This window comes from Desulfoplanes sp. PS50 (assembly GCF_053851535.1).
This window is the reverse complement of sequence record NZ_JBSPZA010000053.1, coordinates 1-11,324: the sequence shown is the minus strand read 5'-3', so window position 1 is coordinate 11,324 and position 11,324 is coordinate 1. Positions and strand designations below refer to the sequence as shown.

Here is an 11,324-nt window from a genome sequence, read left to right as displayed (position 1 = left end):
CACGACCCGGACCGATCTCAAAAACGGTGTCCCCGGAAAGGATGCCAAGCTGGTCCACGATTTTTCGGACGATGTTCCCATCGATGAGAAAATTCTGACCAAGACTTTTCTTGGGACGACCCTCTGCTGCACGGGGATGATCAGGCATTATGAAAAAATCCTCGATACACTCTAAGAATTATTGGTTAACAACACTTTTCCAGACTATTGCCTGTTTACTGAACGTGCGGGGCACCAACGATCTGTCATCTTTTCCTGGCCGCCTTTTTAAGGAGTCTGGCGGCCCTTCTCTTGTGATAGACACGAATCAGTCTCACAGTCAGAAAATAGGTCAGGATAGCTGCGGGAATTCCAATGACGAGTCCCCCCACGCTCATGATCATGACCAGATGCCATCCCGAAGAGAACATATCGGACAGGGCCAGCTGCTTCGGATCGAAACCAAGGGCCTCGCCGGGTACGATCCACCGGCCTATCCGATAAAGAAAGTAATAGACAAAAACCACATTGGCGGGATTGGTAACCCAGGTACCCAGGGCGGCTGTAATCTTGCTGCATCTGAAGAAGAAAGCAAGGGTCACAGCAATGACGGTTTGAAAAGGGATGAGCGGAAGACAGCCGACAAAAACACCAATGGCCATCCCCAAGCCTATGGAATGCGGAGGCGCTTTGATGCGCAGTGTTTTCAGATACGCAAACCGAATGGTGCGTCCTACACGGATCCAAAAACGTCGCATTAGAACACCATATTCACAATGCTCTGCGCATGTAACAACATACAAAGAGCAACAAGGTTGTCTACAATGACCATGTAGCATTCCTCATATCAATCAAAGGGCTGTAAAAATTCACCCGCAACAAATTATGCATTTTGATCGACGGTCGAGGTTGGGTCAAGTCCTGATTTCAAGACCTCATCCGAAATATCGACATGTCCCACGACAAAAAAAAGAAAAGGACACATTTGTTCTCATGCACGTACCTGAAATATGATGCCCGGCCATGCGAACAAATCAGCCCTGCCATACCAAACGTCCTTCATTGACCGGCACTTTTATACTGGTTAGGTGGAGGGGATACAGAGAGGCGGATTTAAACCACTTCCGCGTACAGATCCGAAGCAGGAGGAATGTATCTAATGATCACAACCACGATGAGAACTCATCTTTGGTTTGAAACGCACAAAGGCATGTTTTTTGGCATGGGCCGCGTGCTTCTTTTACAAAAAGTCAAGGAACTCGGTTCGTTGAACAAAGCAGCCAAGGAGCTGGGCATGTCATACAGGGCTGCCTGGGGGAAAATCAAGGCCACTGAAGAGGTCCTGGGCAAACCCCTGCTGGTCAAGGTTGCCGGCCGAAAGGGATTCGTGCTCTCGGACATGGCCGACACCCTGCTGAACAATTTCTATGCATGGCATGAAGACGTGGAGGCCTTTGCCCTGGACAGGGCGCGGGAGAAATTCACCTGGAAGATAAACGACTTCACCTCGACGCAGGATTGAGCGCCTCTTTTTACTGATCAGGACATTGCATGACCACCTATTCAAACATTACGGCCCGGCTCGCCCTTCATCCCAAAACCTGGGTCATCACCGGCGTTGCCGGATTCATCGGTTCCAACCTTCTTGAAACCCTGCTTGGTCTTGACCAGCAGGTCATCGGGCTGGACAACTTTTCCACCGGCCACAAACACAATCTCGAGGATGTCCGATCGCTGGTCACCCCGAAGCAATGGTCCGGATTCACCCTTGTCAAAGGCGATATCCGCGATCTTGCCACGTGCAAGCAGGTCTGCGGGCAAGCAGATTATGTCCTTCATCAGGCTGCCCTGGGATCGGTCCCCAGGTCCATTGAAGACCCGATAACCACCAATGCAAACAATATTTCCGGATTTCTGAATATGCTCGTGGCTGCGCGAGACGCCGGAGTCGAACGTTTCGTCTATGCGGCATCGAGCTCCACCTACGGGGATCATCCCGGACTTCCCAAGGTCGAAGATGCCATCGGCCGCCCGTTGTCTCCCTATGCGGTCACCAAATACGTCAATGAACTCTATGCCGATGTCTTTGTCAGAACCTATGGATTCAAACCCATCGGGCTGCGCTATTTCAATATTTTCGGCCGACGCCAAGACCCCAACGGGGCCTATGCCGCGGTCATGCCCAAATGGTTTGCCGGAATGCTTGCCAAAGAGCCGGTATACATCAACGGGGACGGCGAGACCTCCCGGGATTTCTGCTACATCGACAATTGCGTGCAGGCAAACATTCTCGCGGCTACAGCCGAGCACCCGGACGCGCCAGGCCAGGTCTACAACGTGGCCTTTGGGGAACGGACCACCCTCAACGAACTCTTCACCCTGATCAGGGACCGGGTTGCGGGCCAGCGGCCCGACCTGACCATCCCCGACCCGGTGTACCGGGATTTCAGACCCGGCGATGTCCGCCATTCCCTGGCCGACATCACCAGGGCCAGGAACCTGCTCGGCTACGAACCGACCCACAGCGTCCGCCAGGGACTTGATGCGACCGCTGCCTGGTATGTCGCCTCTCTGGGATAAAAAAAGACGAAGTGAAGAAAGGAAGTACGCAGCGCACAGTACGCAGTGCGCAGGAAAAAGTGACCACTCTTTTTTAGGACTCGACAAAAAACGACAATTTCTATTCAGGACTGGATAGAAATTGTCGCCTGTGGAACCGGATTTTATTTTTAAGTTTTTCTGTTGTCTTCCTGCCTTGTCTGCGCACTGCGCACTGTGTACTGTGTATTATTATGTATTACGCACTTTATCCCACCAGCCTTGCATAAGGTCTGCTACCCTCGCAGGCTCGCCAAGCATTCACTTTTCCGTCCACCCTATCCTATATCTTTCCATCTTACTTAAATCATTACAACAATACAATCCCCTATGCCAACCTTGCGAAAACACCTCCTGCCCATCGCCTTGATCCTTGCCCTGGGCCTCTGCCCGGCCTGTTCCAAAACGTCCGGTGCAGCGGCCGCCCAGGAACCTGACCTCAAAACCATGATCGGCCAGATGCTCATGGTCGGCTTTAGGGGGCTGAGCGTGGACGAGCACTCCCCCATTGTCCGGGATATTGCGGAACGCCACCTTGGTTCCGTGATCCTCTTTGATTATGATGTCGCCCTGAAGCAGCCCGGCAGAAATATCGCCTCGCCCGGACAGGTCAAGAAACTGGTCGCCGACCTCACGCGCCATGCGAGCCTCCCCCTTTTCGTGGCCGTTGATCAGGAAGGGGGCCGGGTGGCCCGGCTCAAGCCCAAATACGGATTCCCCGCCCTGCCCGGCGCCATGGAACTCGGGCAAGAGCATAACACGGATACCACACGACATGCGGGCGAACTTGCCGGAAAAACCCTGGCAGATCTCGGGATCAACTGGAACCTCGCCCCGGTGGTGGACGTCAACGTGAATCCTCTCTCCCCGGCCATCGGTAAAATAGGACGCAGCTTTTCAGATGATCCGGACCAGGTCGCGGCCCATGCCGAGGCCTTCATTTGCGGACTGCATGATTACGGGGTGCTCTCCTGTCTGAAACATTTTCCCGGCCACGGCAGCGCCCAGAACGACTCCCACAAAGGCGTCACCGATGTCTCCACCACCTGGTCGCCCCTGGAACTTCTTCCCTACCGGTATCTCATCCAACACGGGGCCTGTGATGCGATCATGACCGCGCATATCTTCAATGACCGCCTGGATGATACCTTTCCAGCCACCCTGTCCCGGCCGACCATAACCGGCCTGCTGCGCCAGGATCTCGGATTCAAGGGCGTGATCGTGACCGATGACCTGCAGATGGAGGCCATTGCCCGGGAATACGGGCTGGATCAGGCCATCACCCAGGCCATCGAGGCCGGAGCCGATATCCTCGTCTTTGGAAACAACCTGAGCTACGATCCCGAGATCACGCAAAAAGCTGTCGCCATCATTGAAGATCTCGTCCAATCCGGCCGGATTTCCCAGGCCCGGATAGCCGAGTCCTTCACCCGAATCATGGCCCTGAAAAAAAAGTTGCAGGATTTTCAAAAAATTATTTGACAACCAGGGGCCAGATCCATAAAAGAGCCCCCTGTGTCGGGATGTAGCGCAGTTTGGGAGCGCACCTGAATGGGGTTCAGGGGGTCGGAGGTTCAAATCCTCTCATCCCGACCAAAAAAAGCTTTAAACCCCAATAGCTTACAAAAAGGCCATTTTCTTCGGAAAGTGGCCTTTTTCCGTATTTCTAGCCTATTTCTAGCCTTTAATCCTAAACCCCGCTCAGGGCATGGCTTCCGCCACGCTCATACCGGGCTGCAAGTTCCCTCAATCCGCCAAAGTCCTGAAGCTGTTCAAAATGGGCATATCGTTCGGTCATCTCCATGGTCCGATGGCCAATCAATTCCTTGACATGCTTCAGCGTCATGCCAGAGCAGACCAGGTTCGTGCAGAAGGTATGGCGAAGATCGTGAAAATGCATCTTTTCAAACCCCGCAGTCCTTCGAATCGTGTCCCACGAAGACTTGAATCTGATCATGCGAGAACCATCCACGTGACCGACAATATACCCATCAACCTTGTCTTCCGGGATATTCCGACGCTCAGCCAGATATTGCCTCCGCTCCAAAAGCGCCTTCCTTGTCCGCCCCATGTCGAGGCGGTGGATCCGGCGGACGCCATTTTTGGTCCGATGGAAGTTGATGCACCCGTTCCCGGCCAGTTCAAAATCGACATCTTCCCACTTCAAGCTCAGAATCTCCTGCTTGGAGGCCCCATGTTCTGCGGCCAACAGGATGGCCAAGACCATATGATGTTTGGATCGGTTCTGCCGGGCGGCATCCAGGAGTAAAGTTAACTGCTCAGGTCTGAGCCAAAACGTGCGCTCATGCTTTTTTTCACTCAGATACCTCACCTTGGATATCTCATCCTGACCGATATACCCTTTTTCCTTGGCCTTGGCGTAAAGCTGCTTAAATATAAAAAAACGCCGGTTCGAGCTGACATTCGAAAACATTTCAGCAACTTCAATGCGGTAATCAAGGATCTCGTCCTTGGTGATACTTCCAAACATTCTATCCCCAAAGACTTTTTCAATCGCTTGCAACTGAAGGAGATATCCTTCTTCGGTTTTTCTGACCATCTCAGCAGTCCGCACCTTATTTCGCCAGTCCCGGCGTAACAAATCGCCAATCTCGGTCAGCGTGATCACCCCACGCTTTCTCCTGGTAGGGGCATCTGGAACCTTCCCGGTATCGATCAGAACCCTTAATTTGGCGACTTCCTCATCGGCAACTTTTTTAAGTCGGTACGTCTTAAAGTGCCGCTGCTTGCCTGTCACAGGGTCTTTATACCAAACGGAATAGCTTCGTTTTCCATTACTCAGTTTCTTGGGTTGTATCCCGACAGTAGACATATGCTTTCCTCCCGAGATATTCCCGATTCCCAACGCTATTTCATTGTCAAAGAACGATGCTCTTTGTCCTGATTATATACCCCCCTCGCATGTTGAAATCAAGCCATTTATCCTTTTTTTCCAGTATATAACAAACAAGCCCGCCGTTGGTGCGACCAAAGGCAGGCTTGTTTCGTTAGGCCGGATATTCCGGTTGCGGTGGCGTGGGATTTTATGGCTTTCCCCCTGAATTGTAGCGCTGTTGCAGATTGCTCAGACCGGTGCATTCATTCACCTCCAGAGCGTGTATATACCGGTACGTCATCCCCAAAGTTTTATGTCCGATAAACGCATTGACCTGCGGGGCAGAAATGCCTGAAATATTGAGATTTGTGCAGAAGGTATGACGGAAGTCGTGAAAGTGCATCATCTCAAGGTCTGCATTGTTCCTAATCGTCCGCCAAGAGCGTTTAAACCCCTTCATTTGTCTCCCATCGATATATCCAACAACGTACCCATCAACCTCTCCCTCTGATATTTTCCTCTGCTGGGCCAGAAACTTTCTGCGATCAAGCAAGGCCTGTTTGGTTCGCCCCATGTCGAGACGGTGGGAACGATCCACACCATTCTTTGTACGATGAAAATGGATACACCCACACCCCTTCCAATCAAAATCGATATGTTCCCATCGTAAATCGAGAATTTCCTGCGTGGACGCGCCGTGTTCCGCCGCCAGCAGGATGGCCAACACCATATAATGATTCACTTTTGATTTCTGGGCCTTTTCAAGGAGACGATCCAATTGCTCTGGCTTGAGCCAAAAATCCCGCTCATGATCCTGTTCCCCCAAATTTTTGACACCGGCCAGAATGTTCTTCAGACACAGCCCATTTTCCTCAGCCTTGGAAAATATTTGTTTAAATACATGCATCCGCCGATTTGCTGTCACCTTCGACGTGCTTTCAGCAAGGTCAAGCCGGAAGTCCAAAATTTCATCTTTGGTGATAGTCGCAAGCATGCGGGAACCAAAATCTTCCTCGATTTTCTTCAGATGACCGAGGTACCCGCTTTCCGTGACCGGCTTGATATCTCCGGATCTCACTTTATTACGCCACTCCTTCCGAACGAGGTCTCCGACTTCAGCCAACGTGATCACGCCCCGTTTCTTCCGGGTGGCCACGTCAGGAATGCTTCCCGTGTCGATGAGGATTCGCAATTTCGCGACTTCCTGGTCGGCAATTTTTTTGAGCCGGTAGGATTTGTAATGTTTACTCTTGCCCGTAACCGGATGTTTGTACCACACCGCATAGCTGTTTTTGCCCGATTTTAACGGTTTTGCTTGAATTCCGACAGAAGCCATCAGCACACCTCCCGGAATTTTTCTTCGCAAACGATCTTCTCCTCTACAAATGAAGACACATCCGCAGCTTTAAACAGCAACCGACTTCCAATCTTGAAGTGCCGAAGCTCTCCGGATTTCGCCAGCCGGGAGATGGTCGATTTGTCGACCCGCAGATAATCCGCTACCTCATTTCTTGTTAGTACAACTTTTTCCTTTACCATATACATACCTCACTTGAGTTGTGTGCTCTTTGAGCACGGTTCATGACAAGTATACGATATGGTTTTGAAAAAACCTAAACATGCCCGCCGCAACGCATGAATAAAAAATGAAAATTTCCATAAAAAAATGTCCCACCGATCATCACAGTGATCTGAATGCAAGTATATTGGGCTTTTTTCACGATCATCCCATTTTGGGACAGGCTGTCCGAAATTCCCACGGGAGATCCATGGAAATAATTTGAAGTCAAAAATCAAAAAAAAATCATGAATCTGGTCAATTTTTCTTTCAAAAAAAATAAAAGTTATATTTTTTTATCGTACCTGAAATTATTTTTATTATTTATAATCAAGTAGTTATCGAAAAAAGACTTCGTTCGATTTTTCACAACCACCGGATTTGCCCCAAAAAACGGCGATTTTTTTTATAAAAAAATTTTGATATACTGAAAAATTTTTTACCTACAGTTTTTGCCTCTTTTTTTTATTTTTCTTGAGGTCACCCCGAGTCAGCATTCCACAAAACCAACGAATCCCCCAACCAATGAGCGTCGGCTGGGGGATTAGTTGGTTTTGTCTTCTATCAAAAAAATAAAATTTAGACGTTCTGCTCCTTCAGATCATGGAGTAGTTTTTCCTTTTGAACATACTTCAAAACATCCTTTTGGGCGTCCACTGACAATTCATCTGCAATCTGACCGATCTGTCGCGCAAGAGGGCTTTTGAGTGCCAGCCTGTTTTCAATCGTTTCCCTGCCCTCTCCCGTCAGCAGCCAAAGAGGATCGACATGCATGGACGACACAAGATTCTGCAGGGTGCTGGCTCTTGGATTAGTTTTTCCATTCTCTATATCACTTAACGAGCCTTGTGATATCCCAATAATCTTTGCAAATGCTGCTGTTTTAAGTGAATTTTGTTCACGGACCTGTTTGATTCTTTCTCCAATCTTCATTTTTTATCCGTTTTCCTATTGACATTAATCCGAATTATTAATATAGAGTAATTGTTGCGCAACACAACTACGGGGCAGCAGTGGAAGTTCAAAATATTTTTTTGACCATGTTAATCCCAAATCGGATTATTTTTAATCCGCAAAAATGAGGAACGTATTATGGCGAGAACAAAAGGTTCTAAATTGTGCCCTCAACGCAAGTACGACGCTCTCTGTGCTCTTATCGGGAGACAAACAAACCTGACAGACGTAGCCGATCGGTACAAAATCAGTTCGGGATATTTGAGTGCTCTTCACTCCAGGGCAATCGCAAGCGTCATGAAAATTGCTGGATTTAAAAATAGCAACTCAATCACCCAAGAGTTGCTCATGTGGGAGGCACCTGTAAACGCAAAACCTGAATCCGTTATCACGGATGTGAGAGCAGAAATTGAAGAATGCAAGAAAATCTTGGCCAAACTTACCGCAAAAATCAATAGGCTAGATTAGACGAGTATTGGTGGAGGGGCAAGGTACCCTCCACCAATACTCCTCACCGACTAGCCAGTGCCGGATGCCTGGATTTGCTCCCATGGATGAGATCTTTGAGGTTCGCGGAGTGCATGGCTGCAACGTACCTCTCCAATATGGGTACTCCCCCTGGCCTGGGCTGAAGTTCCATACTTTTTCTTGGAAAGTACTGATCGGTGTCCAAGAGTCATTGAAATTTTTGGCGGAGGACATCCTTCCCCTTTCAGGTCTGCCGAAAGCTGATGCCTGTAACTATATGGAGTGATAGGATTTTTCTTCTTGGGCCAGATTTTTTGGGAGAGTCTTCGCACATAGTCATTCAAACGTTTGGCATTGGCTTGGACAATAACATAACCGTCCTCTGCGACACAACTCAACAGATAATCTTTGGGCGATCGATGATAAACATGGACCCTCATGTCGATAAAAATGCTTCGTTTGGCTTGCCCGTTTTTCTTCGCCTTGCCCTGCTTCGATCCTTTAATGACAACTTCCAGAAATTCCGAGGACTCATCGCCCACCACGATCACCCCCCGTTCGATCTCGCTAGGCCGGGCACCTGTTAGTTGCAGTATGGCCAGGGCTCCCTTGTAATCGTAGTTCGCACACCGATCCCACATCATTTCACGCCAATACTTGGGCATTTTGCGCAAGGATTTCCGCTTGGATTTGCCCGGACTCTTGGTCGTTACGGGACTTTTTCCGTTATTCCGGCCATGTTTTTTGTAGAGATTGATGAGATATATTATCTTCCTGCCAATTTTCTTGATATTTTCTTCTTCCATTGATTTCGAGTTGATCTTTTTTATACACAATCTTAGATAATGTTGGATAAAATATCGAAGAGCAGCTTTCTTTTTGTAATAGTATCCTTTTGAACCTTGGTATAGCAACCTATCTGGGTCTTTTCGTACCCGATTAGCAATATTGAGATACTCAGCCTTGGTCTTGTCTTCAACATCTAGAAGCTTTATTTCTCGTATTATATCTTCTGCATTTCTCATCACCTCTTTCAGTTTCATATCGATCACCTCGCTTTTTAAGATTTACTACTATTATATTACATGAATCTTAAAATGCAAGTCCTGGGAGTCATTGACGATCCTTCTGTAAAAAACGGTCCTCCTGGACAGTGATTTCCTGAAGAGAGGATTTCCATCCGATTGGTAAACCAAGGCGTTAGGATACCCTTCGCCCGCTCGTAAAAATCCATGACCTGATATGCAATGTAATGAGGACGTTTTATCCAACAATCGTTATATGTAGCTCGAGCGGGCATATTCTTCCGCATTACTGAATGCGGAAGAATATGTTGGCGTAATGCGGAAGAATATCAAAAAATATCGGCTGAGACGCCGGTGAGAGAGGGTATCCTGCCAGATGGGTTTACTTACAATACAGGATTATGGGCTAACCAAAGAGGTGGGGAGATGGATTCCTCAGCAAAAACAGTCCGCCTTTTCCATAGGATCATCCTCGAAAAACGTCACAACCCATTAGGCCGCCCCATCACGATCTCGGATCTGCCCATCAGTGATTTGAGAATAAGGGAAGCCTACTTCCACCACCATCACCCCTTATTTCGCATAATTCGCTTTATTCTCCTCTCCGAGAGCAACTAAATCATATGGGCAAAAGGCCTGACCGACAGATGATGGATTTTCAAAATATCCGCATCGGCCGCATCTATACTTCTGACCATTTTTTCAAACCACTTGTCTGTGGGACCGTCATTCTCAATTGAAAAGAACAGACGCACGACAACGGTCTGTCTCGAATCGAATCTCCAACACCACGGGCCACGACTCGAGATTCAATCTCGACAGCGGTTTTAGGACATTGGACATGTGTGAGGACAATATTCCGGAGCCATTCAACCTGTTGCTTCGTCTGGACACGAGTTACAAACAGGGGCTTGAAACGCAGAGTTATATGAGGCGTTCTTCTGGAGCGCCTGTCCTGATCCGGATGGCCCTGACATATGCTGACCAGATCCATACACAAAAGGGAATTCAGTTCATCCAGCCATTCATCCTTCAAATCTTTGTCCACCCGACGCCCCTGCCAGATCCGCTGATCGTCCCGACGGGGAACCCGTCTCCTTCTGATAACCCGTCCCATATATCACAGCCCTCTTTGGTAATCAGTCGAAACAATCCGGAAAATCCGTTTCGTATGAAAATATCGACAGGGATGATCCCAAACCATCTCCCTGGTTCCGCGTGCAGGATCATAAATGTGATTTCTGTGCATGATGACGATATGCGAACCGCAAATCCATCCGGATTCATCAGGATCTGCGAGAAGAACTGCCGGATCGCTGCTAGTGTAATAGCAAAGGGCAAAAAGGTCATTGAGCACTACCAATTCGTGCACATAGAATTCCATCCGACGGATATCGCTGGGACAATAAGCAAGCTGCATCTCAAAGGGCTTGAGCGCCTCCGACCAAGATATCGGATCCTGGGTATTTACTGTGCCCTGAAAAAATTCCGGTGCCTGACCGGTGAGTATGGCCAGGGAAGTCGTCACACAATGTGGCCCCTGTTGCTTGACCGGGCGGATATCCGCGTTTCGAAAAAAACAGTCATCCCTGTTGGGCCAAAGCCTGGCATTACTGTCATACGGCATATCATCACTCCTTTGTATCGATTGATGTTCTATGCGCAATAAACGGTAACGACTTCGACTTATTCAACCTCCCGTCAAAATTACTTCATCATTTTCCTGTACATCGTCCTCTGCGCCAAAAAATTTCAAGCTAACACCCCACAATCGTAAACATCGAGTAGGGTGAAGCAGAGCGATCAACTCTGCTTCATCCCTCTCACAGAACCGTGCGTACGGGCCTCGTACACGGCTCCTGTTCTCTCTTATCCCCGATTTATCGGGGGAAGCTCGCCTGTTTTG

The 11,324-nt window shown here is 48.8% G+C and carries 12 protein-coding genes and 1 tRNA gene; 6 read left to right on the top strand and 7 right to left on the bottom strand.

Annotated elements, in window-relative coordinates:
- The coding region (locus ACTVJH_RS15160; protein WP_455992539.1) for an rRNA adenine N-6-methyltransferase family protein at positions 1-148 on the bottom strand (148 nt) is incomplete at its 3' end.
- A gap of 97 nt (positions 149-245) precedes the next feature.
- Positions 246-737 carry a DUF2062 domain-containing protein gene (locus ACTVJH_RS15155; RefSeq protein ID WP_455992537.1) on the bottom strand — a complete coding sequence of 164 codons (492 nt, stop codon included), beginning with the start codon at positions 735-737 and terminating at the stop codon, positions 246-248.
- Positions 738-1,138: 401 nt separating this feature from the next.
- Between ACTVJH_RS15155 and ACTVJH_RS15150 the strand changes: the two genes are divergently transcribed.
- The 4 genes from ACTVJH_RS15150 to ACTVJH_RS15135 all read left to right on the top strand — a co-directional run bounded on the left by ACTVJH_RS15150 (position 1,139) and on the right by ACTVJH_RS15135 (position 4,173).
- The gene (locus ACTVJH_RS15150) at positions 1,139-1,501 is read left to right on the top strand and encodes a winged helix-turn-helix domain-containing protein (RefSeq protein ID WP_455992535.1); all 363 of its coding nucleotides are present in this window, start codon (positions 1,139-1,141) and stop codon (positions 1,499-1,501) included.
- 29 nt (positions 1,502-1,530) lie between these two features.
- Entirely contained in the window at positions 1,531-2,559 is a 1,029-nt protein-coding gene (locus tag ACTVJH_RS15145; RefSeq protein WP_455992533.1) for an NAD-dependent epimerase/dehydratase family protein, read from the top strand.
- Positions 2,560-2,907: 348 nt separating this feature from the next.
- Positions 2,908-4,059 carry a glycoside hydrolase family 3 protein gene (locus tag ACTVJH_RS15140; RefSeq protein WP_455992530.1) on the top strand — a complete coding sequence of 384 codons (1,152 nt, stop codon included), beginning with the start codon at positions 2,908-2,910 and terminating at the stop codon, positions 4,057-4,059.
- A 37-nt stretch (positions 4,060-4,096) separates the two neighbouring features.
- Positions 4,097-4,173 (top strand) — tRNA-Pro (locus ACTVJH_RS15135).
- Positions 4,174-4,267: 94 nt separating this feature from the next.
- Here ACTVJH_RS15135 and ACTVJH_RS15130 read toward each other — a convergent pair.
- The 4 genes from ACTVJH_RS15130 to ACTVJH_RS15115 all read right to left on the bottom strand — a co-directional run bounded on the left by ACTVJH_RS15130 (position 4,268) and on the right by ACTVJH_RS15115 (position 7,904).
- On the bottom strand, positions 4,268-5,068 hold the full coding sequence (locus ACTVJH_RS15130) for a site-specific integrase (RefSeq protein ID WP_455992527.1): 801 nt from the start codon (positions 5,066-5,068) through the stop codon (positions 4,268-4,270).
- 553 nt (positions 5,069-5,621) lie between these two features.
- Entirely contained in the window at positions 5,622-6,749 is a 1,128-nt protein-coding gene (locus ACTVJH_RS15125; protein ID WP_455992524.1) for a tyrosine-type recombinase/integrase, read from the bottom strand.
- Positions 6,749-6,952: a helix-turn-helix domain-containing protein gene (locus ACTVJH_RS15120; protein ID WP_455992522.1), complete on the bottom strand. Its 204-nt coding sequence runs from the start codon at positions 6,950-6,952 to the stop codon at positions 6,749-6,751. The genes ACTVJH_RS15125 and ACTVJH_RS15120 overlap by 1 nt, the downstream gene beginning before the upstream one ends.
- Before the next feature lie 598 nt (positions 6,953-7,550).
- Positions 7,551-7,904 (bottom strand): helix-turn-helix domain-containing protein, encoded by a 354-nt coding sequence (locus ACTVJH_RS15115; protein WP_455992520.1) that lies wholly within the window; start codon positions 7,902-7,904, stop codon positions 7,551-7,553.
- Positions 7,905-8,063: 159 nt separating this feature from the next.
- Between ACTVJH_RS15115 and ACTVJH_RS15110 the strand changes: the two genes are divergently transcribed.
- Positions 8,064-8,393, top strand: coding sequence for a hypothetical protein (locus tag ACTVJH_RS15110; RefSeq protein WP_455992518.1), 330 nt, complete (start codon positions 8,064-8,066; stop codon positions 8,391-8,393).
- 50 nt (positions 8,394-8,443) lie between these two features.
- Here ACTVJH_RS15110 and ACTVJH_RS15105 read toward each other — a convergent pair whose 3' ends face one another.
- On the bottom strand, positions 8,444-9,436 hold the full coding sequence (locus ACTVJH_RS15105; RefSeq protein WP_455992515.1) for a tyrosine-type recombinase/integrase: 993 nt from the start codon (positions 9,434-9,436) through the stop codon (positions 8,444-8,446).
- An 823-nt stretch (positions 9,437-10,259) separates the two neighbouring features.
- On the opposite strand from ACTVJH_RS15105, the gene ACTVJH_RS15100 reads away from it, so the two are divergent.
- Positions 10,260-11,087: a hypothetical protein gene (locus ACTVJH_RS15100; RefSeq protein WP_455992513.1), complete on the top strand. Its 828-nt coding sequence runs from the start codon at positions 10,260-10,262 to the stop codon at positions 11,085-11,087.
- The last annotated feature ends 237 nt before the right edge of the window (positions 11,088-11,324 follow it).

Bases quoted from the DNA above. Each gene is read 5' to 3' on its own strand.
- ACTVJH_RS15155 (WP_455992537.1), bottom strand. From the start codon at position 737: ATGCGACGTTTTTGGATCCGTGTAGGACGCACCATTCGGTTTGCGTAT.
- ACTVJH_RS15150 (WP_455992535.1), top strand. From the start codon at position 1,139: ATGATCACAACCACGATGAGAACTCATCTTTGGTTTGAAACGCACAAA.
- ACTVJH_RS15145 (WP_455992533.1), top strand. From the start codon at position 1,531: ATGACCACCTATTCAAACATTACGGCCCGGCTCGCCCTTCATCCCAAA.
- ACTVJH_RS15140 (WP_455992530.1), top strand. From the start codon at position 2,908: ATGCCAACCTTGCGAAAACACCTCCTGCCCATCGCCTTGATCCTTGCC.
- ACTVJH_RS15130 (WP_455992527.1), bottom strand. From the start codon at position 5,068: ATGTTTGGAAGTATCACCAAGGACGAGATCCTTGATTACCGCATTGAA.
- ACTVJH_RS15125 (WP_455992524.1), bottom strand. From the start codon at position 6,749: ATGGCTTCTGTCGGAATTCAAGCAAAACCGTTAAAATCGGGCAAAAAC.
- ACTVJH_RS15120 (WP_455992522.1), bottom strand. From the start codon at position 6,952: ATGGTAAAGGAAAAAGTTGTACTAACAAGAAATGAGGTAGCGGATTAT.
- ACTVJH_RS15115 (WP_455992520.1), bottom strand. From the start codon at position 7,904: ATGAAGATTGGAGAAAGAATCAAACAGGTCCGTGAACAAAATTCACTT.
- ACTVJH_RS15110 (WP_455992518.1), top strand. From the start codon at position 8,064: ATGGCGAGAACAAAAGGTTCTAAATTGTGCCCTCAACGCAAGTACGAC.
- ACTVJH_RS15105 (WP_455992515.1), bottom strand. From the start codon at position 9,436: ATGAAACTGAAAGAGGTGATGAGAAATGCAGAAGATATAATACGAGAA.
- ACTVJH_RS15100 (WP_455992513.1), top strand. From the start codon at position 10,260: ATGTGTGAGGACAATATTCCGGAGCCATTCAACCTGTTGCTTCGTCTG.